The organism is Pseudomonas sp. RIT-PI-AD (assembly GCF_025642785.1).
GTDB lineage: Bacteria > Pseudomonadota > Gammaproteobacteria > Pseudomonadales > Pseudomonadaceae > Pseudomonas_T.
Genome location: NZ_JANZKU010000012.1, coordinates 101970 through 128251 on the forward strand (window position 1 = coordinate 101970; position 26282 = coordinate 128251).

At 66.3% G+C, this 26282-nt stretch carries 28 protein-coding genes, 1 tRNA gene and 1 pseudogene; 28 read left to right on the top strand and 2 right to left on the bottom strand.

Annotated elements, in window-relative coordinates; translation table 11 throughout:
- Positions 1-236 precede the first annotated feature (236 nt).
- The 11 genes from OGL92_RS12655 to OGL92_RS12705 all read left to right on the top strand — a co-directional run bounded on the left by OGL92_RS12655 (position 237) and on the right by OGL92_RS12705 (position 10854).
- Entirely contained in the window at positions 237-2822 is a 2586-nt protein-coding gene (locus OGL92_RS12655) for a PAS domain S-box protein (RefSeq protein WP_263143970.1), read from the top strand.
- A 286-nt stretch (positions 2823-3108) separates the two neighbouring features.
- A complete protein-coding gene (locus tag OGL92_RS12660) occupies positions 3109-3882 on the top strand; it encodes an ABC transporter ATP-binding protein (protein ID WP_263143971.1) in 774 nt (257 codons plus the stop codon).
- Positions 3883-3899: 17 nt separating this feature from the next.
- Positions 3900-4652 carry an ABC transporter substrate-binding protein gene (locus OGL92_RS12665; RefSeq protein ID WP_263143972.1) on the top strand — a complete coding sequence of 251 codons (753 nt, stop codon included), beginning with the start codon at positions 3900-3902 and terminating at the stop codon, positions 4650-4652.
- Positions 4653-4721: 69 nt separating this feature from the next.
- The gene (locus OGL92_RS12670) at positions 4722-5417 is read left to right on the top strand and encodes an ABC transporter permease (RefSeq protein ID WP_263143973.1); all 696 of its coding nucleotides are present in this window, start codon (positions 4722-4724) and stop codon (positions 5415-5417) included.
- Positions 5414-6103, top strand: a complete 690-nt coding sequence (locus OGL92_RS12675; RefSeq protein ID WP_263143974.1) for an ABC transporter permease — start codon at positions 5414-5416, stop codon at positions 6101-6103. Before OGL92_RS12670 ends, OGL92_RS12675 begins: the two co-directional genes overlap by 4 nt.
- A 116-nt stretch (positions 6104-6219) precedes the next feature.
- Positions 6220-7431 (top strand): SAM-dependent methyltransferase, encoded by a 1212-nt coding sequence (locus OGL92_RS12680; RefSeq protein ID WP_263143975.1) that lies wholly within the window; start codon positions 6220-6222, stop codon positions 7429-7431.
- A 256-nt stretch (positions 7432-7687) separates the two neighbouring features.
- Positions 7688-7763, top strand: a tRNA-Thr gene (locus tag OGL92_RS12685).
- Positions 7764-8799: 1036 nt separating this feature from the next.
- Positions 8800-9123: a DUF1484 family protein gene (locus OGL92_RS12690; protein WP_263143976.1), complete on the top strand. Its 324-nt coding sequence runs from the start codon at positions 8800-8802 to the stop codon at positions 9121-9123.
- Positions 9124-9137: 14 nt separating this feature from the next.
- Positions 9138-9971, top strand: coding sequence for a phage antirepressor N-terminal domain-containing protein (locus OGL92_RS12695; RefSeq protein WP_263143977.1), 834 nt, complete (start codon positions 9138-9140; stop codon positions 9969-9971).
- A 108-nt stretch (positions 9972-10079) separates the two neighbouring features.
- Positions 10080-10649: a hypothetical protein gene (locus OGL92_RS12700; protein ID WP_263143978.1), complete on the top strand. Its 570-nt coding sequence runs from the start codon at positions 10080-10082 to the stop codon at positions 10647-10649.
- Entirely contained in the window at positions 10633-10854 is a 222-nt protein-coding gene (locus OGL92_RS12705) for a hypothetical protein (RefSeq protein WP_263143979.1), read from the top strand. Before OGL92_RS12700 ends, OGL92_RS12705 begins: the two co-directional genes overlap by 17 nt.
- Positions 10855-10875: 21 nt before the next feature.
- Here OGL92_RS12705 and OGL92_RS12710 read toward each other — a convergent pair whose 3' ends face one another.
- Positions 10876-11904, bottom strand: a complete 1029-nt coding sequence (locus tag OGL92_RS12710; protein WP_263143980.1) for a phage portal protein — start codon at positions 11902-11904, stop codon at positions 10876-10878.
- Positions 11904-13661 carry a terminase ATPase subunit family protein gene (locus tag OGL92_RS12715; protein WP_263143981.1) on the bottom strand — a complete coding sequence of 586 codons (1758 nt, stop codon included), beginning with the start codon at positions 13659-13661 and terminating at the stop codon, positions 11904-11906. The genes OGL92_RS12710 and OGL92_RS12715 overlap by 1 nt, the downstream gene beginning before the upstream one ends.
- 156 nt (positions 13662-13817) lie before the next feature.
- On the opposite strand from OGL92_RS12715, the gene OGL92_RS12720 reads away from it, so the two are divergent.
- The 17 genes and pseudogenes from OGL92_RS12720 (at position 13818) to OGL92_RS12800 (ending at position 26281) form a co-directional block, all read left to right on the top strand.
- Positions 13818-14645: a GPO family capsid scaffolding protein gene (locus OGL92_RS12720; RefSeq protein WP_263143982.1), complete on the top strand. Its 828-nt coding sequence runs from the start codon at positions 13818-13820 to the stop codon at positions 14643-14645.
- Positions 14646-14677: 32 nt separating this feature from the next.
- A complete protein-coding gene (locus OGL92_RS12725) occupies positions 14678-15688 on the top strand; it encodes a phage major capsid protein, P2 family (protein ID WP_263143983.1) in 1011 nt (336 codons plus the stop codon).
- Positions 15685-16404: a terminase endonuclease subunit gene (locus OGL92_RS12730; protein WP_263143984.1), complete on the top strand. Its 720-nt coding sequence runs from the start codon at positions 15685-15687 to the stop codon at positions 16402-16404. The genes OGL92_RS12725 and OGL92_RS12730 overlap by 4 nt, the downstream gene beginning before the upstream one ends.
- Positions 16405-16507: 103 nt before the next feature.
- Complete coding sequence (locus OGL92_RS12735; RefSeq protein ID WP_263143985.1) at positions 16508-16969, top strand: head completion/stabilization protein; 462 nt, start codon at positions 16508-16510, stop codon at positions 16967-16969.
- Entirely contained in the window at positions 16969-17187 is a 219-nt protein-coding gene (locus OGL92_RS12740) for a tail protein X (RefSeq protein WP_263143986.1), read from the top strand. Before OGL92_RS12735 ends, OGL92_RS12740 begins: the two co-directional genes overlap by 1 nt.
- Positions 17188-17213: 26 nt before the next feature.
- Entirely contained in the window at positions 17214-17531 is a 318-nt protein-coding gene (locus tag OGL92_RS12745) for a phage holin, lambda family (RefSeq protein WP_263143987.1), read from the top strand.
- Complete coding sequence (locus tag OGL92_RS12750) at positions 17528-18355, top strand: N-acetylmuramidase family protein (RefSeq protein WP_263143988.1); 828 nt, start codon at positions 17528-17530, stop codon at positions 18353-18355. Before OGL92_RS12745 ends, OGL92_RS12750 begins: the two co-directional genes overlap by 4 nt.
- Before the next feature lie 26 nt (positions 18356-18381).
- Positions 18382-18711, top strand: a pseudogene (locus OGL92_RS12755) (LysB family phage lysis regulatory protein); the annotation flags it as partial.
- Entirely contained in the window at positions 18644-18898 is a 255-nt protein-coding gene (lysC, locus tag OGL92_RS12760; protein WP_346659499.1) for an Rz1-like lysis system protein LysC, read from the top strand. The pseudogene OGL92_RS12755 and the gene lysC, both read left to right, overlap by 68 nt.
- Positions 18895-19425, top strand: coding sequence for a phage tail protein (locus OGL92_RS12765; protein WP_263143990.1), 531 nt, complete (start codon positions 18895-18897; stop codon positions 19423-19425). Before lysC ends, OGL92_RS12765 begins: the two co-directional genes overlap by 4 nt.
- On the top strand, positions 19422-19868 hold the full coding sequence (locus OGL92_RS12770) for a phage virion morphogenesis protein (RefSeq protein ID WP_263143991.1): 447 nt from the start codon (positions 19422-19424) through the stop codon (positions 19866-19868). The genes OGL92_RS12765 and OGL92_RS12770 overlap by 4 nt, the downstream gene beginning before the upstream one ends.
- A gap of 61 nt (positions 19869-19929) precedes the next feature.
- Positions 19930-20523: a phage baseplate assembly protein V gene (locus OGL92_RS12775; RefSeq protein ID WP_263143992.1), complete on the top strand. Its 594-nt coding sequence runs from the start codon at positions 19930-19932 to the stop codon at positions 20521-20523.
- Positions 20520-20864, top strand: a complete 345-nt coding sequence (locus OGL92_RS12780; protein ID WP_263143993.1) for a GPW/gp25 family protein — start codon at positions 20520-20522, stop codon at positions 20862-20864. Before OGL92_RS12775 ends, OGL92_RS12780 begins: the two co-directional genes overlap by 4 nt.
- Positions 20861-21694: a baseplate J/gp47 family protein gene (locus OGL92_RS12785; protein WP_263143994.1), complete on the top strand. Its 834-nt coding sequence runs from the start codon at positions 20861-20863 to the stop codon at positions 21692-21694. Before OGL92_RS12780 ends, OGL92_RS12785 begins: the two co-directional genes overlap by 4 nt.
- Positions 21691-22596: a phage tail protein gene (locus OGL92_RS12790; RefSeq protein WP_263143995.1), complete on the top strand. Its 906-nt coding sequence runs from the start codon at positions 21691-21693 to the stop codon at positions 22594-22596. The genes OGL92_RS12785 and OGL92_RS12790 overlap by 4 nt, the downstream gene beginning before the upstream one ends.
- 3 nt (positions 22597-22599) lie before the next feature.
- Positions 22600-23088 (top strand): hypothetical protein, encoded by a 489-nt coding sequence (locus tag OGL92_RS12795; protein WP_263143996.1) that lies wholly within the window; start codon positions 22600-22602, stop codon positions 23086-23088.
- Between the two features lie 7 nt (positions 23089-23095).
- Positions 23096-26281 carry a DUF4815 domain-containing protein gene (locus OGL92_RS12800; protein WP_263143997.1) on the top strand — a complete coding sequence of 1062 codons (3186 nt, stop codon included), beginning with the start codon at positions 23096-23098 and terminating at the stop codon, positions 26279-26281.
- The last annotated feature ends 1 nt before the right edge of the window (position 26282 follow it).

A 26282-nucleotide genomic window follows, 5' to 3' on the forward strand; every position in this document is an offset into this window, starting at 1 on the left:
GTCGCTGCCGCTTGGCCGGGAAACGCACATCTGCCTATCGACTGCGCCGCCGGCAAAGGGTTCGCACGAAATGGCCCGCCCGCATCGGCCCGGAGACGCCGGAGGAAGACTGAATTTTCCCGGCACACCCCCTTCTAAACCAGCAACCTATCCCGCAACCGCGCCCGGCGGCCCGCCATGGCGAACCAGAATGCTCGCGACACGGACGAGCGACCGTAATCCCCCAGGACGTACCGATGCCGCCTCGACATCCCCATCCCGCGCCGCCCGCCCCTCCCGGCGGCGGCGAACCGCTCATCGGCCGCGGCCCGATGGCGAACCTGATCCGCGCCACCGACTGGAGCACCAGCGGCCTCGGCCCCCTCGACGACTGGTCGCCGATCCTCAAGGCGATCCTCGGCGTCGGCCTCAACTGCAAGTTTCCGGTATGCATCTATTGGGGCAGGGATTTTCACCTGCTCTACAACGATGCCTGGAGCCTGCTGCCCGGGGACAAGCATCCCTGGGTGCTGGGCCGGCCGGCACAGGAAGCCTGGTCGGAGCTCTGGTCGATCCTGCAACCCATGTTCGAGGCGGTGATGACCACCGGCGAGGCCGTGCACACCGAGGACGGCATGCTGCCGATGCAGCGCTTCGGCTACCTCGAGGAGTGCTACTTCAATTACAACGTCAGCCCCATCCCCGATGGCGACGGGCATCCGGTCGGCCTGTACAACACGGTCATCGAGACCACCGCCAAGGTCCTCGACCGGCGCCGCGCCCGGTTGCTCACGGCATTGGCCGAACAGAGCAAGCAGCACGAAACCGTCGAGAACGCCTGCCGGCACGCACAGCGGCTGCTCGCCTCGGCTAGCGCCGACCTGCCCTTCGCCCTGATCTACTTGATCGACCCACAACGCCCGCGCCAGGCACGCCTGATGGCGGCCCAAGGCCTGCCCGCCGACCACGCGCTGGCCCCGGCGCTGATCGGACTCGACGACGCCCAGGCGCCCTGGCCGCTGGGCGAGGTGCGCGACGAAGCGGGACGGGTTTGCGACGACCTGGCAGGCCGCACGCAGGCGCCCCTGGTGCTGGCGCCCTGGCCGGAACCGCTAGGTACGGCGTATATCCAGCGCCTGCACGACCTGCGCCTGGACGACCAGCCGATCGGCTTCCTGGTCTGCGGCATCAGCCCGCGGCGCCGACTGGACGCGGACTACCGGACCTTTCTCTCTCAGGTCGCCGACAGCCTTGCCCTGGACATTTCCCAGGCGCGCGCCCAGGAGGAACGTCGCCTGCGCACGGCCGACCTGGAGCAGCGCATCGAACTGCGCACCCAGGAGCGCGACCGGCTCTGGAGCCTCAGCCAGGACATGCTCTGCGTGGCCGACCTGAACGGGGTGATGCTGAGCGTCAACCCGGCCTGGGAAACCCTCCTCGGCTGGAGCGAGGCGGACCTGCTCGGCAAGACCACCCATTGGCTCGAACACCCGGACGACATCGCCCGCACCGATCAGGAGCGCCAGAACCTGGCGGCCGGGCTGCACACCCTGCACTTCGAGAACCGCTTCCGCCACAAGGACGGCAGCTACCGCTGGTTCGCCTGGCGCGCCACCTCCCAGGGACCCTACGTATACGCCAACGCCCGCGACGTGACCGAGGAAAAGCACACCGCGGAGGCGCTCCGACGCGCCGAGGAAGCGCTGCACCAGGCGCAACGGATGGAGGCGGTGGGGCAGCTCACCGGCGGCATCGCCCACGACTTCAACAACCTACTGGCCGGCATCATCGGCAGCCTGGAACTGATTCGCCGCAAGCTGTCGCCGGACGCGCGCCAGGGCGTCGAGCGCCTGCTGGAGGCCGCCAGCGTCTCCGCCAACCGGGGCGCGGCGCTGACCCAGAACCTGGTGGCCTTCGCCCGCCGCCAGACCCTGGAACTCGCCAGGGTCGACCTCAACGCGCTGGTCCGGGCGCAGCACGACAGCCTGCGCCGCAACCTCGACCCCGATATCCAACTGCACACCCGGCTGGCCCCGGACCTGTGGCCCACCCGCAGCGACCCCCACCAGTTGCAACGGGTGCTCCAGCACCTGGCCAGCAACGCCCGCGACGCCATGCCCGGGGGCGGCGTCCTGCTGTTCGAAACCGGCAACCTGAGCCTCGGCCAGGACGTGTCGACGAGCGAGGATCAGCCGCCTCCGGGCGATTACTTGGTGCTCAAAGTGTGCGACAGTGGCAGCGGCATGAGCGCCGACACCCTCGCCCATGCCTTCGAACCCTTTTTCACCACCAAGACCATCGGCCAGGGAACCGGCCTCGGCCTGTCCATGGTGCATGGCTTCATCAAGCAGACCGGCGGCTACATCCGCATCAACAGCGAGGCGGGACAGGGCACCCACGTCGTCCTCTACCTGCCCAGGGACACCACCATGCAAGAGAGCAACCACCCGTTGGAAACCGCACCCGCCGAGGACACCGCCGGCAAGACCATCCTGGTGGTCGAGGATGCCGATATCGTGCGCATGCTCACCGTCGAAGTGCTGGAAGACCTGGGCTACGCGGTCCTCCAGGCAGCCGATGCCCAGGAGGCACTGCCGATCCTGCAGGGCGGACAGACCCTCGACCTGCTGATGACCGATATCGGCCTGCCCGGCATGAACGGCCAGCAGTTGGCAGAAGAGGCGCGCAAACTACGGCCGCACCTGCCGGTGCTGTTCGCCAGCGGCTACGCGGAGATCGCCGATATCGACGGACAGTTGGTCGGCGGCGGCATGGAAATGATCGCCAAGCCCTTCACCATCGACCTGCTGCGGGAAAAGGTGAGCGGCATCCTGGAGCGCTGAGCGCGGCGCGATGCCCGCAAAGGGCGCAGCCGCGACGCCGGCGCACAGCCCTGACGCGCGCGCCAGCGCACCCCCGTGAACCGCAGAAAACCATCCCGAGGCGGCTGAAATCGGCCGGTTATTGTGGTTACGCGACAGTGCGCTGCGCCGATGCGACAAGATGCCATCATCGCCGCCGCCACCCGCCCAGCCCTGCTTGGCGCCCCACAGAACGCTGTGCTAGCTTGCCCCTCGCCAGGAAGGCCAGTTGCAGACGGAGCGCATTCGAATAAGAAGAGGATCCCCCATGGCCGAGGCCACGCCCGCGCTGGAAATCCGTAACCTGCATAAACGCTATGGCGACCTCGAGGTGCTCAAGGGCATCTCCCTCACCGCGCGCGACGGCGACGTCATCTCCATCCTCGGCTCTTCCGGCTCCGGAAAGTCCACCTTCCTGCGTTGCATCAACCTGCTGGAAAACCCGCACAAGGGCCAGATTTTCGTCGCCGGCGAGGAAATGCAACTGAAGGCCGCGAAGAACGGCGAACTGGTCGCCGGGGACAGCAAGCAGATCAACCGCCTGCGCAGCGAAATCGGTTTCGTTTTCCAGAACTTCAATCTCTGGCCGCACATGACGGTGCTCGACAACATCATCGAAGCGCCGCGCCGTGTGCTCGGCCAGAGCAGGGCCGAGGCCACCGAAGTGGCCGAAGCGCTGCTGGCCAAGGTCGGTATCGGCGACAAGCGCCATGTCTACCCCGCGCAGCTCTCCGGCGGTCAGCAGCAGCGCGCGGCGATCGCCCGCACCCTGGCGATGCAACCCAAGGTGATTCTTTTCGACGAACCCACCTCGGCACTCGATCCGGAAATGGTACAAGAAGTGCTTAACGTGATCCGCGCGCTCGCCGAGGAAGGCCGTACCATGCTCCTGGTCACCCACGAGATGCATTTCGCCCGGCAGGTGTCGAGCGAAGTGGTGTTCCTTCACCAGGGCCTGGTGGAGGAACAGGGGACACCCGAACAGGTGTTCGAACACCCGCTATCGGCGCGCTGCAAACAATTCATGTCCAGCAATCGCTAAACACGGAGCAATAACGCATGAAGAATTACAAGAAGATTCTGCTGGCCGCGGCCGCCACCCTGGCACTCGGTACCTCGGCCTTCGCCGCCGAACAACTGAAGATCGGCACCGAGGGTGCCTACCCGCCCTTCAACCTGATCGACGCCAGCGGCCAGGCCGGCGGCTTCGACATCGAGATCGCCAAGGCCCTCTGCGCCAAGCTGAAAGCCGAGTGCGAAGTGGTCACCTCCGACTGGGACGGCATCATCCCGGCGCTCAACGCGAAGAAATTCGATTTCCTGGCCGCTTCCATGTCGGTCACCGAGGAGCGTAAGCAGGCGGTGGACTTCACCGACGCCTACTACACCAACAAGCTGCAATTCGTCGCGCCCAAGACCAGCGACCTCAAAACCGACAAGGAAAGCCTCAAAGGCAAGTCGATCGGTGCCCAGCGCGCCACCATCGCCGGCACCTGGCTGGAGGACAACCTGGGTGACGTGGTCGACATCAAGCTGTACGACACCCAGGAAAACGCCTACCTCGACCTCGCCTCCGGGCGCGTCGATGGCGTGCTGGCGGACAAGTTCGTCAACTGGGAATGGCTGAAGAGCGCCGCCGGCAAGGACTTCGAGTTCAAGGGCGACCCGGTGTTCGACAACGACAAGATCGCCATCGCCGTGCGTAAGGGCGATCCGCTGCGCGACAGGCTGAACGGCGCACTGAAGGAAATCATCGCCGACGGCACCTACAAGAAGATCAACGACAAGTACTTCCCCTTCAGCATCTATTGATGCCGTCCGGCCGGCCCCGCCCATGCGGAAGCCGGCCGCCGCCCGCACCCTCCAGCAGTAGCCTTCCAGATGACCCTCGATCTCCACGGATTCGGCCCCGCCCTGGCCGCCGGGACGCTCATGACCATCAAGCTGGCGCTGTCCGCGCTCAGCCTGGGTCTGGTGCTCGGCCTGCTCGGCGCGCTGGCCAAGACTTCCCCCCTCAAGCCCTTGCAGTGGCTGGGTGGTGCCTACTCGACCCTGGTTCGCGGCATTCCCGAGCTGCTCTGGGTGCTGTTGATCTACTTCGGCACGGTCAACCTGATGCGCAGTATCGGCGAGGCCATCGGCTACCCGGCGCTGGAGCTGAGCGCCTTTTCCGCCGGCACCATCGCCCTCGGCCTGTGCTTCGGCGCCTACGCCACCGAAGTGTTCCGCGGCGCCATCCTGGCGATCCCCAAGGGTCATCGTGAGGCCGGGCAGGCCCTGGGCATGTCGCCGTCGCGGATCCTCTGGCGGATCATCCTGCCGCAGATGTGGCGCATCGCCCTGCCGGGCCTGGGCAATCTGTTCATGATCCTGATGAAGGACACGGCCCTGGTATCGGTGATCGGCCTCGAAGAAATCATGCGCCGCTCGCAGATCGCCGTGACCGCCAGCAAGGAAGCCTTCACGTTCTATATGGTCGCCGCCTTCATCTACCTGGGCCTGACCGTCTTCGCCATGACCGGCATGTACTTCCTCGAGAGACGGGCCGGACGCGGCTTCGCCAGGAGCGCGGCATGAACTGGGACGTGATCATCAAATGGCTGCCGCGCCTGGCCGATGGCGCCATCCTCACCCTGGAACTGGTGGCCATCGCCGTCGTCGCCGGGCTGATCCTGGCGATCCCCCTGGGCATCGCCCGCTCCTCGCGGCACTGGTACGTGCGCGCCTTGCCTTATACCTACATCTTTTTCCTGCGCGGCACGCCGCTGCTGGTGCAGCTGTTCCTCGTCTACTACGGCCTGGCGCAGTTCGACGCGGTGCGCCACAGCGTGCTCTGGCCCTACCTGCGCAGCCCCTATTGGTGCGCGGTGATCACCATGACCCTGCACACCGCGGCCTACATCGCCGAAATCCTCCGTGGTGCGATCCAGGCCATCCCGCCCGGCGAGATCGAGGCGGCGCGCGCGCTGGGTATGTCCCGTAACCAGGCGCTGGTCTACATCATCCTGCCGCGGGCGGCGCGCATCGGCCTGCCCGCCTACAGCAACGAGGTGATCCTGATGCTCAAGGCCAGCGCGCTGGCCAGCACCATCACCCTGCTGGAGCTCACCGGCATGGCGCGCACCATCATCGCGCGCACCTACCTGCCGGTGGAAATCTTCTTCGCCGCCGGGCTGTTCTACCTGGTGATCGCCTACGTGCTGGTGCGCTGCTTCAAGGCACTGGAGCGCTGGCTGCGGGTCGACGCCTGTCAGGGACGCTAAGTCAGAGACGCTGAGTCAGGGGCGTCGAGCCGCGGCATCGCGGCCCTCCGTCGCCATGACGGGGGCCGCCGGCCCGGGGCTATAATCGCGCTCCCGCTTCCTGCCCGGCGCACACCGTGTCCAGTTCTCCTCCGCTGCAAGGCCCGCATCTCCGCGAGCGTTTCGCCGCGCTCGACGCCTTCCTGCTCGAGCACCAAGACCTCTGGCGCCCGAAGCCCTTCACCGACCTGCATTTGCCTTGGGAGGCACGACATCCCGACCTGTCGGCCTGGTTGCGCAGTCGCACCCTGGAGGCAGCGGAAGCGGCCCATGCCCGACCGAACGACCTGGACGCACCGGCACCTTTCTCGACGCTGGCCGAGCGTTCGCGACAGCTGATCGCCCTGGGCCATTTCGACACCAAGGCCTTGCCCGCCGTGCCGGCGCGCTTCTCCGTGGACGTGCCCGGTCGCAAGTGGCAGCAGATCGAAGCCTTCGCCGGCAGCCTGGACTTCGCCGCCGTCCCGCGCCACTGGTTGGACTGGTGCGCCGGCAAGGGTCACCTGGGGCGTCGGCTGGCCCAGGACGGCAGCCCCTTGAGCTGCCTGGAGCGCGATGCCCACTTGGTCGAAGACGGCCAGGCCCTCAGCGATCGCCTGCACCTGAACGCGCGGCACATCCAGCAGGATGTGATGGCCGAGAGCGTCGCCCGGCACCTCGATGCCCAGCATACGCCCGTCGCCCTGCATGCCTGCGGTGACCTGCACGTTCGCCTGCTCGCGCTGGCCAGCGCGGCCGGCTGCCGGCAACTGGCGCTGGCCCCCTGCTGTTACAACCGCATCGCGGACGACCGCTACCGGCCGCTGTCCCGGACGGCCCGGGCATCGCCCCTGACGCTCGACGCGGACGACCTGCGCCTCTCCATCAGCGAAACCGTTACCGCCGGCGCCCGGGTCAGGCGTCAGCGCGACCGCTCCATGGCGCGCCGCCTGGGCTTCGACCTGCTGCAACGGCACCTGCGCCAATGCGACCACTACCTGCCAACGCCCTCCCTGCCGCCCGCCTGGCTGGACCGTCCGTTCGCCGAACACTGCCAGCGCTTGGCCGGGGAGCGCCTCGCCCTGCCCGCGAGCATCGACTGGGCGCACTGGGAAGCCGCCGGCTGGCGACGCCTCGCGGACGTCCGTAACCTGGAGCTGCTGCGCGGCTTGTTCCGCCGCCCCCTGGAAATCTGGCTGGTCCTCGACCGCGCCCTCTACTTGGAGGAACGGGGCTACCGCGTCCGCCTCGGCCCCTTCTGCGACCCCTGCCTTACCCCGCGCAACCTCCTCCTCCTCGCCGAGCGCTGAGCTGCAAGGGACCGGGAAGCGAACTCGAATCGCTCCGTGGCGACACCGCCCCATCGAGCCGCGCCCGGATCGTCCCCTTTGCGTTAGCCCAAGTAAAAACAACGGCTTGGAACGGCTGCCGAGCCGCAGGGAATCCGAGAGACGAACCCCTGGCCGCCCCCGCCTTCGGCTTCAGCCACCCTCCGACCTTAGCCTGAAGAACCTGCATAAGGGAGTTTACTCGCCGCGCCAGATGGCTATAATGCGTCCCGCAATTGCCGGTATAGCTCAGCTGGTAGAGCAACTGACTTGTAATCAGTAGGTCCCGGGTTCGACTCCTGGTGCCGGCACCAATTAAATCAAGCACTTACGGTGCTTGATAGGCTCGCAGAGCAGCCTACACGTAATAACACACGTAACAGCAGTGTGAAAGCGCCGCAGCATGCGTGGCTCGCCACTCCCCTCCTCCCTGGCAAAGACCCCCGTTTTATGTTCGGCCAAGGGGACTCCGTAACTTTTGTTACCTCCATTTTTTTCTTGCTGAAAATCCTTATAACTCAATGAGTTAGGCATGAGAATTCGCCGTAACTATAGCGTTACTTTATAGTTAAAAAGTTACATTCACTAACGTAACTTTTTACCGAATTAAATTCCTTTAAAATCAGTCACTTGAAAAAAGTTACAGCTGAAGGAACAGAAAGTTACACCCCGCCGTTCTCCCTCTATCCCGCACGCCACTGGGCTCTCAGGCACATGCGGCCTCCCTGGTAACGGAAGTTACAGGTCGGCATACCCCACATAGAAAACAAGGCGGCGGAGGCCATCGCGCCCGCATTTGAAATAAAAGGGCTTGCTGCAGGGATTCGCAGGCTTTTCCGTGACCCACAACCCGCCGCCAGCGCCCAGCCTGGGCCGCTCTCACCACCCTGCAGGGGTGCAGAAAAATCGACCCATTTAGCCCGCAGGCGTGGCGGGGGGACGACTGCGCGCGCCGGGCTCAGACACGCCCGCGCGCAGCTCTCGACTGTTCAAAATTTGTACGATGCTCCTGGCGGTGAAGAGCCCACTGAGGCGGAGGCTGCGCGCAAGCGTGGTGCGCCGAGCCCCTACGTCAGCCGGAATCGGTTGACCTAAGAAACTCGATGGGGCTATGGTTCGCCCGTCGCTGTAAGTCCAGCGGCACGGGATTGGCGTCCCGGTTTACGAGGCGGACACGACCGCCAATAGAGCGGTTTTTTTGTGTCCGCAGCATGGCAAGCCTGTTATGGGCGGGCCGTGTGTGGGTGCCTTCGGGCACGCCGGCCCTCGTACCGGTACGCCAACCCGCACGGTTCCGCTCACCCAAATTGGCGTTTGGGGGCGGGTTGCAAGCCATACGAGGATTCAATCATGTCGACCTTCTCCCGCACCCTCGCTCGCCTTGCCGAGCTGCATGCCCACCTTAGCCCGCTGCGCGGCGCCGATAGCGCCGTGCTCAAGGCCAATCACTTCGACGCCCAGCTCGATGAACTCGCGGCTATCACCGACGACCTCAAGCGACTCAGAGGCATCGGGCTGGAACTGAGCAACGTGCGTGGCGCGGTTGACATGCTGCTGGAGCTGTTGGATGCGGCGCACAACCGGAAATTGGATGGTGGCCATTTGCATTGCCTGCTGAAGCCCCTGGTCGGCAAACTAGGCCAGGCCGAAGACGCGCTGGATGAGATCCTATGAAGGGAAGCCAAAGCATGAACACCGCACCGCAGCTGTTCCCCGTTCCTTTCCACGGGGATACGGTCGTCCTGGTTGGCCAGGACAATGAGCCCTATGTGGCGATGAAGCCAATAGTCAGCAACATGGGGCTTTCGTGGCAGGGCCAGCAGGAAAAACTGACCGAGCGTTTCAACTCAACTATCAGGGAAATCCTGACAGTTGCGGAGGATGGGAAGCAGAGAGGAATGATCTGTTTGCCGCTCAAGAAGCTCCCCGCTTGGCTCTATTCGATCAGCCCCAACAAGGTCGCCCCCGAGCTTCGCGAGAAGATCATCCGGTACCAGGAAGAATGCGACGACGCCCTTTGGAACTACTGGACCCAGGGAGTGGCCGAGCGGCCCGGGGCTTCGACCGCTGCCTCGCGCATCGCCAACCACCGTCTGCGCCTGTCCCTGGCCAAAGAGCTGTACCGCACCCGCGACCAGGAACTGCGGCAGTTGATTCACCAGCAACTGGCCGACGTTTCCAATGCGCTGGGCTTGCCAGTACCGGAGCTGGAGAGCATCGGCCGCGCCGCACCCAAGGCGCCAGACGTGGTTGAACCGTTCTGGAAGGCGTTGGCGTTTCTCGACGGCAAGGGGGTGGACTACAACCACGCGCTGGCCAGCGGCCTGCTGGCGGTGAACCTGCCCGAACTGGCCCGCCTGTTGATCGAGCACGGCCAGCCACTGCGCTTCGACAGCACCCTGCGCCAGGGACTGTGGCAAAGCACCGCCCCGCGCTGCCTGCATAAGAACCGCGTGATACATAGCCGGCTGACGGATAAGGCGATTCGCTGCTGGGTATTCGTGCGGCCATTGGGAAGCTAGCCGTACACATGGCCATGGATGCTCAAGGGAAAATCCTTTCGTAACAGCCTTATATCTATGAAAACTTGGCTTGGAAGGCAGGTCTGAATTAACTAAGGGGCACCTAATTTGAAACCCAAACTACAATCCGACCCTTTAATCCTTAGTAGCTATAAAGAAGCTGTCTTTGACGCCACTCTTATGGAGGCAATAAGTTCAAGAGATATCAAGGAGCCTGGGAGCCTGCGTATACGAGAAATCGACCTAGAAGCGATTTCAGATTATGAGACTTGGTTAAATTCTGAGTATGATTTTGGTTGGGAGCGAGTGCCGAAATGGAAGAGAAGAGATCCTAAGGCGCTAGATATTGCTTTATGGCACGGTGAAAAGCTGGGCGGCCTTTGCTATGCATCACCAAAAGATAGCCGTGAAAAAATGCTAGTTCTGTATCTACAAAGGAACCCTGATAAGTCTCTTCCAACCGCTGGTCATGTCGCGTGGATTTGCCTGACAGCAGTGAGGTTTTACGGTGTACTTTTAGACTTGAAATGGGTAGTAGTCAAAGATCCTCTTCCCGAAGCCCGTCACGTTTATGAGAGACATTATTTCAAAAACGTCCCCGGGGTAGGTCTTGCCTATGATCTAGAGCAGGACTACGCTGACATCGAAAAGGAGGCTGAAAATGAGCGAAAAAACTGATAGAGCTTCGAGAGCAAAACAAGCTAAGGCGCTGGCAGCCGAGCGACTTGAACACTTGCGCTCAGCTACGGCGTATCGCAGCCTTCATACTGCTGATGGTGTGAGAGCTTCTCTTGAGATGGAGGGGTCGGCTTTTGCTGGAAAGCCTAAAAAGCAATCAGGAATCATCTTGAGAGGCTTCTCAACGGTTAAGGCAACCAGCTAACTCTGGAGGCTCTAGTACCATTCAGTACAGACTCCTAAATTTCACCAACTCATCCCCCGCCCACTCGTTCACCTGCTGGAGCCTAGCCTGCACCGGCTCCAGCTCGTTCTGCGCGTACACCTCGGCGGCGTCCCGGATCGAGCCGAACCCGCCGGCGTTCTGCGGGACGATCCCCATCAGCTGCGGCGGTATCCGTAGCGCGGCCAGCAGGTCGTCACGGGACAGGTTCTTGATCGAGGCGAACTCGTCCTTCGCCGCCACCTCCGACACCGGGATGACCTGGATGCCTTCCTTCTTCCCGTTGGGCGCGTAGACGAACAGGTTGCGGAAATTCCCCGGTCCCTTCGCTTCCTTCATCGCCTTGCGCAAATCGTCGATATCGGCCTGGTCCTGGGCCGCGTCGGTCATGTAGAGGATGAAGCCAGCGTGTGAGCCGTTTTCGTAGTATTTCCGCCGGAACAGCGTCGCGGCCTCGTTGAGCAGCGCCGATTGCAGCGCCGACACCCACTCGGGCATGCCGTAGATTTCCTGGTCGATATCGGCCTCGCGCAGCTGGCACACCGTGCCCGGGTCGAACAGGTGCTCGTTCTGCCAGCCGGCCACCTGGTAGAACTCACCCTCCCGCCCGACCCGCATGTACTTCGCCAGCAGCGGCTCGAACCGGATCGGCGAGCCCAGCACCGATCGGCGTTGCTCCAGGTAGCCGTTGCCCGACCACAGCCAGTCCATGGTCAACTGCTCGAACGCGGCGCGGGACAGCCGAGGGTGGGGGACGAAGGTGCGGGCGAGCATGTTGCGCTTGAACGCGAGGCCGGACCCTAGGTGGACCGCCGCACGTGTCGAGCGGGCCAAGCCATCGAGCGACAGGGGCGGTTCGTACCAGCGGCCGTTGAACCAGCACTCCAGGTAGTCGAAGATCCCGCGCCCGCCCAGGACCGGGGTCGGTTCCCCGAAGGTGAACGCCTGCATGCCGCCCGGCTGGGCTACAGCGGGGGGTGTCGCTACCTGGGAATGCACTGCAGCCTGCCGGCCGCGTTTATGCTTGCTCATCAGAAAATCTCCATGCGCCCGGTGTTGGCCGTGGTCGTGCCTTCGAGCGGTTCGTTGTGAAGGGCGTGGAACAGCGCCCAGGCCAGGTCGGCGTGGCCGGTCTCGTCGGTCCGTCCCGCGGTGTAGGTGAATTGGCGACCGCTGGCGGTGACCGTTTTGCGAATCGCCATCAGCGATTGGGCGATGTCAGTCCAGCCGGCATCGAACTCCAGCCGTCCCTTGTGGATGACGTCCCACGCCTTCATCACCAGTCGGGTTTTCACCTCGGGCGAGTAGCTGAAGGTGGTCAGCCCAGGGAAGAACTGGCGGACCAACTGGGCCACGCCGCTGCCCATGCCGGTTGTGTCGATGCCGATATAGGTGACCCAGTAGCGCCTGGTGATCTGGCGGATCATCTCGGCTTGGGCACCGAAATCCATGCCGCGGAACTGGTGACGTTCCAGCACCCGGAATTTCCCACCCGGGACCAGGGGCGGTGCGACCACCACCAGGCCGGCGGAGTCGCCGGTTTCGGCCGGGTCGTAGCCGACCCATACGGCGCGGTCGCCGAATGGGCGCGAAGCAAACGGCTTGTAGTCCTCCCCCCATTCGATCCACGAATCGACCATGCAGGGCTGAAGCATCGCCAGGGGGAAAATGCTCGCGCCATCGTCGACGAAGTCGCACATGAGCAGGTTCGAGAAGGCCAGCGGGCTGTACTCCCGGCGCAGCTCTTCAATGTCGAACAGGTCGCAGCCGCCGCGCTCCGCGTCCAGGATGGTCACGATCTGCCGCCACATCTGGTCTTCACATAGCCGGCCGCCTTGGAGGGCGGAGTGGGAAACGTCGACCTTGAGGTGCTGCGCGGCGGGCTTGCCCTTGTTGAACCGCTCGCCGGTCCAGAACGAATAGGCTTCGTGGGCCATGCTGCTGGGTGTGGAGAAGTAGGTCTTCCGCCATTTCTTGTGCATGGCCATGCCCGAGGCCACTTTGTTCAGTTCCTCGAACTTGAACGTCCAGAAGAATTCGTCGAAGTAGAAATTCCCGTGGTAGCCCTGGGCGGTGCGGGCGTTGGTGCCGAGGAAATACAGCTCAGCCCCATTGGGCAGCACGATGGGATCGCCGGACAGCTCGACGCCGATCACCTCCCGACAAAACGCCTGGATATACCCCCGAAACAGATAGGCCTGGTTCTTCGAGGCGGACAGAAAAATCTGATTCCTTCCCGTCAGCAGGGCGTCTAGAAGCGCCTCGCGGGCGAAATACCAGGTGGCGCCGATCTGGCGGGACTTCAGGATGACCCGGGTGCGTAGGCTCCCCGCGCGATACCAGTCCTTCTGATAGTCGAAACAGCTGTCGAGGAAGGCCTCGTTCAGCAGCTCGATCTGCTCTTCGCTGATATCGTTTTTCGGTGAGCGCTTCTTCGGTCCTTCGTTGCGCTTGGCCAGGTTCGGGTTGAGGTCGGTCTCCGTACCGCCACCCTGGAATCTCTGTATCCGCGCCTGCCGCTCAAGCTGCCGGTGCAGCAGGTCAATTTCCTTGAAGTCGCCGCCGCTCTTCTGCTCCTTCAGGATGAGCTGGACCAGGCGTGCCTCCAGCGCCCCGCCGATCCGCTCCACATTGTCCGCCCGGTCCCACTCGTCGCGGGTCTTCCAGGCGTGCAGGGTTTTCTCCTTCTCGCCCAGATAGTCGGCAATGTCGGTCACCCGCCAGCCAGTCCAGTACAGGAACTTGGCGTGGCGGCGGTTATCCATTGTTGGGCGTTGGGTCTCGTTCATGGCGGCGATGCTGCCGCCCCGGCCGGCCGCCGCCGAGCGGCCCTACTTGTACGCCGTCCCCCTACACACCCCCCTCATTGCTGGGCCGCGCGCGCGTCCCGACCATGCCCCTCATCGCCACGCACCCTGCGTTACCGATTCGAGGACCCCCACGGCATGAGCAAGAATTTCCGCAGCACCTGGTTCCGCGTCGCCGTCGAAGGCGGCACCACCGACAAGCGCAAGATCGAGCGAAAATGGCTGGAACAGGCGGCCAAAAACTTCAACCGCGCCACCTACGGCGCCCGCGTCTGGCTGGAGCACCTGCGCGGCACCATGCCGGACGGTCCGTTCAAGGCCTACGGTGACGTCCTGTCGCTGAAGGCGGAGGAAGTGGATATCGCGGGCACCAAGCGCCTCGGCCTGTTCGCCCAGATCGAGCCCACCGACGACCTGGTCGCCATGAACAAGGCGAAGCAGAAGCTCTACACCTCCATCGAAATCGACCCGAGCTTCGCCGATACCGGCGAGGCCTACATGGTCGGGCTGGGGGTCACCGACTCCCCGGCCAGCCTGGGCACCGACGTGCTGGCCTTCAGCGCGCAGAACCCCGACAGCAGCCCCTTCCGCGACCGCCATTTCTCCGCGGACTCCATGTTCACCGAGGCGCTGGAGACCCGCCTGGAATTCGAGCAGGTGGAGCCCGGCATCGGGGTGCAGTTGCTGGGCAAGGTCCAGGAATTGTTGCGCGGCAAGGCCAAGAGCGAGACCGAGTTCACCGCCGTCAGCGGCGCCGTGGAAGCCCTCGCCGAACACGGCCGGACCCTGGCCGACCAATTCGCCGCCGAGCAGAGCAAAACCCAGGACCTCAGCACCCAGGTCTCGACGCTTCGCACCGAGCTGGCCGACCTGAAAACCAGCCTGGGCAAGATCCAGGACTTCACGCAGACCAAGCGCCCGGTGATTTCGGGCGGCGGCAGTGGCCAGCCAGTGACCGACTGCTGACTCCCGACTACCGAAGAGCCCAAGGAACCACCATGCGCAACGAAACCAGAGTTCTCTTCAACGCCTACCTGCAGCAGCTGGCGCAGCTGCACGGCGTTGCCGACGTCACCACGAAATTCGCCACCGCTCCCAGTGTCACCCAGACCCTGGAAACCCGCATTCAGGAGTCGAGCGACTTCCTCAAGCGGATCAACATCTACGGCGTGACCGAACAGATGGGCGAAAAGATCGGCCTGGGTGTCACCGGGCCGCTGGCCGGTACTACCGACACCGATACCCAGGAGCGCGAAACCCGCGATATCAGCAGCCTCGACAGTCGCGGGTACGCCTGCACCCAGACCAACTACGACACCCACATCAAGTATTCCAAGCTGGATGCCTGGGCGAAATTCCCGGATTTCCAGGCGCGCATTCGTGACGCCATCATCAAGCTGATGGCCCTCAACCGGATCATGATCGGTTGGAACGGCACCAGCCGCGCCAAGACCTCCAATCCCACCACCAACCCTCTGTTGCAGGACGTGAACATCGGCTGGCTGCAGAAAATGCGCAGCGAAAACGCCGCCCGGGTGCTGGATGAAATCAAGCAGGGCAGCGACAAGATCGAGGTGGGTGCGGGTGGCGACTTCGCCAACCTCGACGCCTTGGTGTTCAGCATGGTGTCGGAGCTGATCGAGCCCTGGTATCAGGAGGACTCCGAGCTGGTGGTGATCTGCGGGCGCCACCTGCTGGCGGACAAATACTTCCCGATCATCAACAAGATCCAGGCCCCAACCGAGATGCTCGCGGCTGACATCGTCACCAGCCAGAAGCGCATCGGCAACCTGCCGGCAGTGCGCGTACCGCACTTCCCGCCCAAGGCGCTGATGGTCACCCGACTGGATAACCTCTCGCTCTACTGGCAGGAGGGCACCCGCCGCCGCACCGTTGTGGACAACGCCAAGCGTGACCGCATCGAGAACTACGAGTCGGTGAACGAGGCCTACGTGGTCGAGGACCTGGGCTGCGCGGCGCTGGCTGAAAACATCGAGATCAAGCCATGAACCCTTGCCGCGCTCATTTCCTACGTGTCACCGCCGCCCTGGAGGCGGCGGCCAGCGACCCGGGCACCTCCATGGAAGGCGCCACGTCCTACGAGCTGCAACTGCATCAGCTGATCCAGGATCGTCTGCGCCTGAAGCAGGTGCAGTCGAACCAAGCCAAGGCAGAGCTTAAACGCCAGCTCTTGGTTCACCACGCCGACTATGTGCAGGGCGTGATCGAGGCCGGCCGGGGCGCACAGGACGAAGTGGTCACCACCGTCATGCTCTGGCGCATCGACGCCGGTGACTACCCTGGCGCCCTCGACGTTGTGGCGTATGTGTTGCAACACGGGTTGCCGATGCCGGATCGGTTCAATCGCACCACCGGTTGCCTGGTAGCCGAGGAAATTGCCGAGGCAGCGCTTAAGGCGCAAAAGGCCGGTGACACCTTCCCTCTGGCCATCCTGCACCGCACCGCCGAGCTGACCGAGGGCCAGGACATGCCCGACGAGGTACGCGCCAAGCTGCTGCTCGCCACGGGTCGCGCAACCCTGCAAGGGCTGACCGAGGATGCCCCCGGCCAGCCCGGGCAGATCCAGGCGGGCATCGACCTGCTGAAAAGCGCCATCGATCGCCATAGCACCTGCGGTGGCAAGAAAGACCTGGACGGCGCGGAGCGGTTGCTGAAGAAGCACACCGAGCGCCAGGAAAAAGAACACGCCGCCACTGGCGGCTAACCGAGCGGTCCCCCGCAACCCCGGCGGCTCGGGGCTGATCACGGGTTTACTTCCTTTTCCCTGTGTGACGCCCCGACCACCGCCGACCTATTCGAGCCTGAGCATGAGCGGATTTATCGCTGGCGCCCCCGTGCCCGCCAGCCACATCAACAGCGACCCCTACTGGCCCAGCGTCGACCTGGAGACGGTGCGGGCCGCCCTGCGGATCGACGCCAGCGTGACCGAAGCGCGGCTCGAAACCGCGGTCGTCGCCGCCATGATCGAGGTCAACCGCGGCCTCGCGGAATGGCGCGCCGCCCAGCAGGCCCAGGGCTACGCCAGCCTGGACCAGGTGCCCGCCGAGCCGATCAACGGCATCTCCGGCCTGGTGCACCTGTACCTGCGAGCCGTCCAGGCCGGCGCCGGTGCGGAGATCATCGAACGCTACCGCGGCTACGACACCACCAACAGCGGCGAGCGCAACGCCGAGGCCATCCAGGACCTACGCGACGAATACCGGCGCGACCAGCGCTGGGCGCTCAGCGACCTGGTGGGCCGCCGCCGTATGACCGTGGAGCTGATCTGATGCCCACCCAGGCGCGAGCCCTGCAGGGCGACACCGTGGACCGCCTGTGCTGGCGCCACTACGGCCGCACCGCCGGCATCACCGAGCAGGTGCTCGACGCCAATCCGGGGCTTGCCAGCCTCGGCCCGATCCTGCCCACCGGGCACCCCGTAACCCTGCCAGACGTGCCGACCGCTGCCAGCGCTCCCGAGCGCGCCACCGTCAACCTCTGGGATTAACCACCATGACCAACGGACGCAAGCGCATGCCTGACAAACCCGATACCTGGGCCTGGTTCATCACCTGGCTCGAACACCAATGGCCCGCCATCTACGCGGCCTTCCTGGGCGCCTGCATCGCCGGGCTGCGGGTGATCTCCGGCGGCGGTGGTCTGCGCAAGGCCGCCCTGGAAGCGCCCCTGTGTGGGTTCATCACCCTGTCCGCCAGCTCCGGCCTGGAACTGTTCGGCCTCACCGGCGCCAGTGCCCCGTTCTTCGGTGGCGTTATCGGCCTGCTGGGGGTTGAGGGCGTGCGCGCCCTCGCGCGCCGCTACGTCGAGCGCACTGTGGAGGCCCGGCCATGACCCTGCGACACGGTGACCGCGGCCAGGACGTCCGCACCTTGCAGCTCAACCTGAACCGGGCCGGCGCTCAACTGACGGTGACCGGCAACTACGACGACGCGACCGAGGCGGCGGTGCGCGCGTTTCAGCAGCGCGCCGGCCTGGTGGTGGACGGTGACGCCGGACCCAAGACCCTGTCGGCCCTGGGCGGCGGCCAAACCGCCCACATGCTGCGCCAGGGCGCCCTGCGCGACGCGGCCGAACGCCTCGGTGTGCCGCTGGCTGCGGTGCAGGCGGTCAACGCGGTGGAGAGCAGCGGCGCGGGTTTCGTGCCCAATGGTCGGCCGGCGATCCTGTTCGAGCGCCACGTCATGTACGCCCGCTTGAAGGCAGCGCCTCGCCCTGGCCAGACACCCGCTCAGCGTTTGGCCGAGCTGGAGAACCTGGTGCGCCTCTACCCGAACGTCGTCAACCCGACCCCCGGTGGCTATGTGGGCGGCAACGCCGAGCACCAGCGCCTGGCCACTGCACGGCAGATCGACGACACCATCGGCATCGAGTCGGCCAGCTGGGGCCTGTTCCAGATCATGGGACACCACTGGTCGCGCCTGGGCTACCCCAGCGCCCAGGCCTTCGCCCAGGCCATGGGCGAGGACGAAGGCCAGCAGCTGGAGGCGTTCGTACGGTTCATCGAGACCGACCCCGCGTTGCGCAAAGCGTTGAAGTCCCGGCGCTGGGCCGAGTTCGCCCGGCTCTACAACGGGCCCGCCTACGCCCGCAACCTGTACGACGTGAAGCTCGAACGGGCGTTCGAGCGCTTCAGCCTGGCCGAGGCGGCCGCGTGAACCTGCTGCGCCAGGCCCTGCTCGGGGTGGCGCTGCTCGCTGCCCTGGGGCTGTTCTTCTGGGTCCAGCAGCAACGCCTCGAGGCCGAGCAGGGCGCCGCGGCCCTGGCGAGGGAACAGGCCTCGACCGCCAACGCCGACCGGCAGCGCCAAGTCGCGCAGGTGGCCACCCTCGACGCCGAACTGAAACGCCAGCGCGCCGCCCAACAGACCCTGGGCGAGCAACTGACTACCACCCGCACCCTGCTGGCCCAGCGTCAGCGCACCGTGGAGAACCTGACCCGTGAAAATGCCGCCCTGCGCGCGTGGGCTGCTCAGCCCCTGCCTGCTGCTGCTCGCCAGCTGCGCCGCCGTCCCGCCCTCGTCGGGGCCGACGCTTATCGTCAGTGGCTGTCCGGTGGTGACCCGCTGCAGCCTCAGCCCGACGGACCCGGCCACTAACGGCGACCTGTCCGCCGACGTGGGCCGGATCGAGGGGGACTGGGCCGCGTGCGCGGCCCAGGTCGACATGGTGTACACCCACCAGCAGCAGGCGGCGCCATGAACAAACCCGAATCCCTGCGCGCCCACCTCCTGGCCGCCGTGCCCGAGCTGCGGCACAACCCGGACCGCCTGCTGGTGTTCATCGACCAGGGGAGGGTGCGGTGCACCTCCGCCCCCACGCTGTCGTTCGAGTACGCCTACACCCTGCAGCTGGTGTTCACGGACTACGCCGGGCACCCGGACGCCATCATGCTGCCGCTGCTGGGCTGGCTGCGAGCGAATCAGTCCGAGCTGCTGGCCAACCTGGAGAAGGCCAGCCAGGGGGTGGAGTTCGAGGCCGACATACTCGACAACAGCAAGGTCGACCTGGCCCTGCGGCTGCCGCTCACCGAGCGGGTGGTGGTGGCCCTGCAGCCCGACGGCCGCTACTCGGTCACCCACGCCCCGGAGCCGGCTTATGACGCCTACGAGCCCCCGACCGACGTCGAACTGATCGCCAACGGCGAGCCGCTGTGTGCCTGGCGCTCCGTGGACGCCGGCGACGCCATCGCCCTGGCGATGCCCAACCCGGGGCGGCGTGTTCTATGAGCGATGACCTGATCGCCCTGGAGCAATGGGCCGGCGGCCTGCTGGCCGCCCTGGAGCCGCGCGAGCGGAACGCCCTGGCCCGACGGGTCGCCCAGGATCTGCGCCGGAGCCAGCAGAAACGCATCGCCGCCCAGCTCAACCCGGACGGCACCGCATTCGAGCCCCGCAAGCCGCGGAAATTTCGCGTGAAGAAGGGCCGGGTGAAGATGCTGGCGAAGCTGCGCACCGCGCGCTACCTGAAAGCCCGCGGCGACGCCAGCCAGGCCTCGGTCGAGTTTGCGGGCCGGGTAGCCCGCATCGCCCGGGTCCACCAGTACGGCCTGCGTGACCGCGCCGAACCGGGCGCCCCGGAGGTGCGCTATCCCGAGCGGCAACCGCTGGGGTTCACCGCCGAGGATATCGAGCGGGTCCGCGACAGCCTGCTCGCGCACCTCAACGTGTAGCGACGTTCGCTACAACGTCCACCGGCTGCGGCGCGCGCGCGATGCGTCGACTATCGCCGGCATGGATATCGCCGCGCTCGCCCGCCTCATCGAAAACCTGATCCGCCTCGGCACCGTTGCCGAGGTGCAACACGTGCCGCCCCGGGTCCGGGTGCAGTCGGGCGACATCCTCACCACTTGGCTGCCCTGGATCGCCGCCCGCGCCGGCGCCGACGTGGAGTGGGACCCGCCCACCGTGGGCGAACAGGTGCTGCTGTTCAGCCCCTCGGGCCAGACCGCCAGCGGCGTGGTGTTGGCAGGCCTCTACAGCAACGCGATACCGGCCAACGGCGACCGCGCCGACCTGTTCCGGCGCACGTTCGGCGACGGCGCCGTGATCGAGTACGACCGCGCCGCGCACCACCTGCGCGCCGAGCTGCCCAGCGGCGGCACCACCGAGCTGGTGAGCGACGGCGGCATCCGCATCGTCGGCCCCATCACCCACGAGGGCGACTACACCCACCAGGGCGACTACATCCAGACCGGCAACCAGCAGGTAGCCGGCCTGGTCCAGGTCACCCTGGACGTGCAGGCCGGGCCGGCCCGTACCAGCCTGGTCGGCCACGTCCACGTAGGCACCCAGCCGGGCAACGGCCTGTCCGGGGTGCCGGCATGAACCGCACCACCGGCAGCGCAATCGGCGAGCGCGAGCACCTGAGCCAGAGCGTCGCGGACATTCTCACGACGCCCATTGGCTCGCGGGTGATGCGCCGCGAATACGGCGCCCACCTGTTCGAGCTGATCGACGCCCCGTTCAACCCCTATACCGCGCTGCTGGCCAAGGCGGCGTCGCTGATGGCGATCAACCGCTGGGAACCGCGGCTCAGCCTGTCCCGCATCGACCTGGTGATGGGCGAGCGGCCCGGCGCCGTCATCGTCGAGCTGGAAGGCGTCAGCCTGGCCAGTAACGTGGCTTTCAGTCTGCGCGTGCCGCTGGCGTTCGGGAGCGCATCGTGAACACCCTGCCCGCACCCGATATCGTCGAGGTCCTGGACTTCGAGCAGATCCTCGCCGCCCGCAAAGCCGCCCTGCTGGCCCTGATCCCCGCCGCCGACCGGCAGGCCATCGCGGACCGGCTGGCCCTGGAGTCCGAGCCACTGACCAAGCTCCTGCAGGAGAGCGCCTACCGCGAAATGCTGCTGCGGGCGCGGATCAACGATGCGGCCCGGGCGAACCTGATCATCTACGCCACCGGTCTGGATCTGGACCACATCGGCCAGCTGTTCGGCCTGCCGCGCCAGACGGGGGAGGGCGACGAGCGCTATCGCCAGCGCCTGCTGTTGCGCATCGCCGCCATGGCCGGCAACGGCACCCGCGAACACTACATCGGGGTGGCCATGGCGGTTTCGCCCCAAGTGGTCGCGGCGGCGGTGCTGCAGCCCCTGCCCGGGCGCGTGGACGTGGCGCTCTGGCTCGCCCCCGGGGCGGATGCCGCCGCGCTGCTGGCGGCGGCCTGGGCGGCGTTCGACGCGCCCGGCGTGCGGATGCTGGGGGTCGACCTCAGCGTGCGCCTGGCCATCGCCCGCCCGGTCAACATCGCCGCCCGCCTGTGGCGCGAGGCCTCGGCGCCCACCAACCTGGTGGCGCAGATCGCCGCCGCGTTCCCCCAGCAGTTGGCCACCTATGCCCAGCTGGGCCGCAGCGTCTCCCGGTCCTGGATCATCAGCGCTTTGCACCGTGAGGGCATCGCCCGGGTGGAGCTGGACCTGCCGGCCGATATCACCGTCGCGGCGGACCAGTACGCCACCCTGGGCACCCTGGAGCTGACCGACCGGGGCGTCGCGTGAGCCAGGCGCGCGCCCTGCTGCCCCCCAATGCCACGCCGCTGGAACGTGCCGTGGCCGCGGTCGGCCTGGGTGAGCTGGAAGCCCTCGCCGACCTGCCGGCGGGGGTACAGATCCACCTGCCGGGCGGGTTCGCGCCCGTGCTGGCCGCGCAGTACTTCCTTGCCCAGTTCGCCGGCTACTTCGACACCGCCGAGGATCTGCTGGCCGCCGGCCTGCCCTGGCTGCGCGAGCGCGGCACCGGCGCCGCCGTGGTGCGCGCCCTGTCCTGGATCGGCATCGCGACCGCGGTCGAGGAAGACGGGGCGCTGCTGCACCTGGACCCCGGCACGCCCCGAGCACCTGCCCGGCTCGACGACATTCGGCGCCTGCTGGACGCCAGCATCCCCGCCCACGTGCGGTTCTATCGGCTGTTCCACGGCTACGACCTGCGTCACGCCCGGCTGGACCGCAGCCGCTGGGATGGCTGCCTGCTGGACGACGACTCCGGCGTGGTCATCGACGGCTTGAAAGTGTCGTTTGGCGAGCGTGTCGCCGCCGAGCTGCCCGCGCCGTCTCGCGAGGTGGTCCCAGGCGCGGCCGTGCTCCAGGCGAGCACCCTGCGCCGCGACACCATGTACTGGGATTCCTGGACGCTCGACAGCACCTGGCAGGTGGATCTATTCGGCGGCGTCGGCGTGCTGGTCAGCGCCGTGGTGCCTGACCGGGATCTGCCGGCCCCGTTGTTCGCCCCGGGTCGACTCATCAGCGACACCGCCCCGCGCCTGCTGCCGGCGCCAAGCCCGGCCGCGGCCGAAACCCGCTTCACCCTGGCACCGAGCCGTTACCCCGCCCGCGGCTGGAAAGGGCCGTGGCGCGGGCCGTGGCGCCTCGTCATCCCCTCGAACACCTACCCGGAGACCTGACCCATGGCAGCGCTTCAAGACGACGGGCGCATCGGCGAATGCGCCCTGTTCCTGTCCCTTCCGATCCATTTCGCCTGGGGCCGTGGCAACTCGGCCTGGGACGTGACCCCGGAGCCCGAACCCACCAATGCCACCGCGCTGGTGGACGAGATCGGCCGCCGCACCCTGACTCAGGGGCAATTCGTCACCCCTGACCCAGCCGGCGAAATCGAATTGCCCGGCGGCCAGCGCTACCGGCCCTCCACCACGCCGACCAAATGGGCGCACATCCGCGTGACGTTCGATTTCGAGGACGCCGCCACCGAAACCATTCGCGAAGTCGCGGTGTTCTACGGCACCGTCACCGCGCCCGGGCTACCGGCCGGTCAGCGTTATTTCACCCCGGGCCAGATCGCCGACCGTGGCCGGATGAAAGTCCTGCAACGCCTGCCCAACAAGATCAAACGCGAGTCCGGCACGCGCCAGACCTTCGAATACGTCCTGCCGTTCTGAGGCCTCCATGACCGACTACTACGACCGCCACGACCCGGCGAAACACTACGACCGCATCCTGTTCCGCCCTGACCGAGTGTTGCAGTCCGCCGAGTTCAACGAGCTACAAAGCGGCCTGCGCGACCGCCTCCAGAACGTGGCCGACGCCCTGCTGCGCGACGGCGATATCGTCCGGGACTGCAACATCGTCATCGACCCGGCCACGGGCAATACCAGCCTCGAGAGCGGCGCGCTGTACCTGGCCGGCGCGGTGCGGGGCATCGCGCCGGCGCAGCTGAAAATCGCCTTGACCGGCACCGTGACCGTGGGCGCCTACCTGGTGCAGCGCATCGTCACCGAGCTGCAGGACCCGGCGTTGCTCAACCCGGCCAGCGGCACCCGCGGCTACAACGAACCCGGCGCCCACCGCCTGCAGATCGTCGCCGAGTGGGGCGTTGCCGGGAGCCGTACCGAGGGCGAGTTCTACCCGGTGTATACGGTCGTCGACGGGTTCGTGCGGCCACGGACGACGCCGGTCAGCCTCGATAGCGTGGCCCAGGCCATCGCCCGCTACGACCGGGACTCCACCGGCGGCGGGACCTACGTGGCCGACGGCCTCGGCGTCACCTACGATGGCAGCACCGCGGCCGACGTGCAGACTTGGCTGGTGGCCGCCGGCTCGGCCCACGTCCAGGGTCAGGCGCTGGAGTTCGTCACGTCTCGGCGCCTGACTTACGAGGCCGCCCCGGAAACGCGCCTGGTGAGTAGCGAGGCCCATCTGGTGGCCGGCCCCGCTCGCCAGCGTATCAATGTCAATCGCCCGGCCATCGCGACCCTGGAAACCGTACAGGTCACCCTGGACCGCACCGTCGAAATCACCCACGGCGCGTTCGTCGGCGTCGCCGATGCGCTGCCCGACGACGGCGTCATCGACCTGCTGCAGGTCAAGCAGGGCGCCACCGTCTATGCCAAGGGGGCCGACTACAAGCTGGGCGCCGCCGCGGTGGACTGGTCACCCAGTGGCGCCGAACCGGCCACCGGTTCCACCTATTCGGTGACCTACCGCTACATCAAGGCGGTGTCGCCGATCGAGCCGGACGCGCGGGGTTTCAGCATCGAGGGCGGTGTCGCCAACACCCTGGCCCTGGTGACCTACCGGGCGAAACTGCCGCGCATCGACCGCCTGTGCCTGGATGCCGGCGGCGCCGCCGTGTGGTTGCGCGGCCTGCCGGCCCTGGACAATCCGGCGCCGCCCCCCGTGCCGCCGACCCTGCTGTCCCTCGCCTTGATCCAACAGACCTGGCTGGAGGAGACCCGCCAGGTGGTCCCGGACAGTTACCGGGTGGTGTCCATGTTCGAACTGGCGCGCTACAGCGCCCGCCTGGACGATCTGAGCCGCCTGGTGGCCGAGGGACGCCTGCGCTCCGACGCCAGCATGCGCAACGCCTCGATTAAGCGCGGCCTGTTCGTCGACCCGTTCCTGTCCGACGACCTGCGCGACGTGGGGCTCGAGCAGAGCGCCGCCATCGTCAACGGCGAGCTGACCCTGGCCATCGCCACCACCCTGCACACTGTCACCCAGGACGTGACCCAGCCGACCCTGTGCGAATCCCTAATGGTCACCGAGGTGGCCCAGCAGAAACGCACGGGCTGGATGGCGGTCAACGCCTACGGCTCGCAGCTGCCGGTCCCGGCGTCGGTGACCCTGACCCCGGCTGTGGATCGCTGGACCGAGACCAGCACCGTCTGGGCGAGCCCCATTACCCAGCGCATCCGTAATTACGGGAACATGTGGTACAAGCCGACCGGGCAGACCCGGACCACCCGCGAGGTGTTCGAGCAGACCGCCCGGGAAACCCTCTGGACGCTGCGACAGATCCCGATCAGCTTCGAGGTGCGCGGGTTCGGTCCCTACGAGCGGCTAGCCGCGGTGACCTTCGACGGCGTCAACGTCACCCCCAGCCTGGCACCGTCCGCCGACAACGCCGGCGTGCTCACCGGCGCGTTCACCATCCCCGCCGGCATCCAGGCGGGCAGTAAAAACGTGAAGTTCACTGGCGCCGGCGGCAGCACCGGTGCCGCGGTGTTCTTCGGCGAGGGCACCAAAGAGACGGTCACGAAAACCCAGGTCACCACCATCGAGGACATCGTCGAGCTGGCCGACTACGGCTGGATGGGCAACGCGACCTGCGTCGTCGATCCGCTGGCCCAAACGTTCCGCGTGACCCGGACCTGCCAGCTCGCCCAGGTCAAGCTGCGGGGCAAGCGCTCCGGCGACTCGCCCCTGTTGCTGCACATACGCGAAACCAGCAACGGCCTGCCCACCGGCAAGGTGTTGGCCGAGCAACGGGTATTGTCCAGCGTGTTCCAGGCCGCCGAGTCCATCGCCGTGATCCGTTTCGATCGGCCCCCGGTGCTGTTCGCCGGCACCGAGTACGCCCTGGTGGTGATGACCAACGACACCGCCCAGGAACTGGTCATCGCCGAGCTGGGCAAATACGACGTCGAGTTCGGCGCCTGGGTGGGCTCACAACCCTACGAGGTGGGCGTGCTGCTGTCCTCGGCCAACGCCCAGACCTGGACCGCGCACCAGGACCGCGACCTGTGGTTCGCCATGGACCGCGCGCAGTACGCCCCGGCCAACCGGACCAAGGTCGTCCCGCTGGGCTCCGTCACCGTAGACAACACCACCGACCTCGCGGTGCTGGGCGTCACCAGCGCTCCGGGCGCCGGTGCCGGCGTCGCGTTCCGCCTGACGTTTCCCGATGGCAACGTGGTGGAGACCGCCGCCGAGCAGTACCTGCAGCTCGCCGCCCCGATAACCGGGCAGATCGGGGTGGCCGCGCTCATCACCGCTACCGAAGACCTGTCGGGCATTCTGCTACCCGGCACCACCCTGGTGTCCGGCACCCTGGGCAACAACCAGACCTACATCACCCGCGCGATTCCAGCCGGCAACGCCCAGCGCCTGACGGTGATCTACGACGCGATCCTGCCGCCGGGCTGCAGCGTGGTGGCCCACTACAAAGTGGACTCCGGCCCCTGGGTTGCCTGCAGCGCTCCGACCGCCAGCGCCGCAGACAACGACGCGGTGGAACTGACGTCCGTGACCCCGGGCATCACCGGCGCCAGCGTGCGCGTGCGCCTGACCCTCACCGGCAGCCCGGCCGCACGCCCTCGGGTGCGCGACCTGCGCGTCATCGTTTCGGAGTAAC

Coding starts and splice junctions, on each gene's coding strand:
- OGL92_RS12690 (WP_263143976.1), top strand. CDS start 8,800: ATGTCGACCTTCTCCCGCACCCTCGCTCGCCTTGCCGAGCTGCATGCC.
- OGL92_RS12655 (WP_263143970.1), top strand. CDS start 237: ATGCCGCCTCGACATCCCCATCCCGCGCCGCCCGCCCCTCCCGGCGGC.
- OGL92_RS12735 (WP_263143985.1), top strand. CDS start 16,508: ATGAGCGGATTTATCGCTGGCGCCCCCGTGCCCGCCAGCCACATCAAC.
- OGL92_RS12675 (WP_263143974.1), top strand. CDS start 5,414: ATGAACTGGGACGTGATCATCAAATGGCTGCCGCGCCTGGCCGATGGC.
- OGL92_RS12720 (WP_263143982.1), top strand. CDS start 13,818: ATGAGCAAGAATTTCCGCAGCACCTGGTTCCGCGTCGCCGTCGAAGGC.
- OGL92_RS12665 (WP_263143972.1), top strand. CDS start 3,900: ATGAAGAATTACAAGAAGATTCTGCTGGCCGCGGCCGCCACCCTGGCA.
- OGL92_RS12670 (WP_263143973.1), top strand. CDS start 4,722: ATGACCCTCGATCTCCACGGATTCGGCCCCGCCCTGGCCGCCGGGACG.
- OGL92_RS12660 (WP_263143971.1), top strand. CDS start 3,109: ATGGCCGAGGCCACGCCCGCGCTGGAAATCCGTAACCTGCATAAACGC.
- OGL92_RS12780 (WP_263143993.1), top strand. CDS start 20,520: ATGAACCGCACCACCGGCAGCGCAATCGGCGAGCGCGAGCACCTGAGC.
- OGL92_RS12725 (WP_263143983.1), top strand. CDS start 14,678: ATGCGCAACGAAACCAGAGTTCTCTTCAACGCCTACCTGCAGCAGCTG.
- OGL92_RS12800 (WP_263143997.1), top strand. CDS start 23,096: ATGACCGACTACTACGACCGCCACGACCCGGCGAAACACTACGACCGC.
- OGL92_RS12750 (WP_263143988.1), top strand. CDS start 17,528: ATGACCCTGCGACACGGTGACCGCGGCCAGGACGTCCGCACCTTGCAG.
- OGL92_RS12795 (WP_263143996.1), top strand. CDS start 22,600: ATGGCAGCGCTTCAAGACGACGGGCGCATCGGCGAATGCGCCCTGTTC.
- OGL92_RS12730 (WP_263143984.1), top strand. CDS start 15,685: ATGAACCCTTGCCGCGCTCATTTCCTACGTGTCACCGCCGCCCTGGAG.
- OGL92_RS12775 (WP_263143992.1), top strand. CDS start 19,930: ATGGATATCGCCGCGCTCGCCCGCCTCATCGAAAACCTGATCCGCCTC.
- OGL92_RS12705 (WP_263143979.1), top strand. CDS start 10,633: ATGAGCGAAAAAACTGATAGAGCTTCGAGAGCAAAACAAGCTAAGGCG.
- OGL92_RS12710 (WP_263143980.1), bottom strand. CDS start 11,904: ATGAGCAAGCATAAACGCGGCCGGCAGGCTGCAGTGCATTCCCAGGTA.
- OGL92_RS12715 (WP_263143981.1), bottom strand. CDS start 13,661: ATGAACGAGACCCAACGCCCAACAATGGATAACCGCCGCCACGCCAAG.
- OGL92_RS12740 (WP_263143986.1), top strand. CDS start 16,969: ATGCCCACCCAGGCGCGAGCCCTGCAGGGCGACACCGTGGACCGCCTG.
- OGL92_RS12765 (WP_263143990.1), top strand. CDS start 18,895: ATGAACAAACCCGAATCCCTGCGCGCCCACCTCCTGGCCGCCGTGCCC.
- OGL92_RS12695 (WP_263143977.1), top strand. CDS start 9,138: ATGAACACCGCACCGCAGCTGTTCCCCGTTCCTTTCCACGGGGATACG.
- OGL92_RS12745 (WP_263143987.1), top strand. CDS start 17,214: ATGCCTGACAAACCCGATACCTGGGCCTGGTTCATCACCTGGCTCGAA.
- OGL92_RS12770 (WP_263143991.1), top strand. CDS start 19,422: ATGAGCGATGACCTGATCGCCCTGGAGCAATGGGCCGGCGGCCTGCTG.
- lysC (WP_346659499.1), top strand. CDS start 18,644: ATGCCGCCCTGCGCGCGTGGGCTGCTCAGCCCCTGCCTGCTGCTGCTC.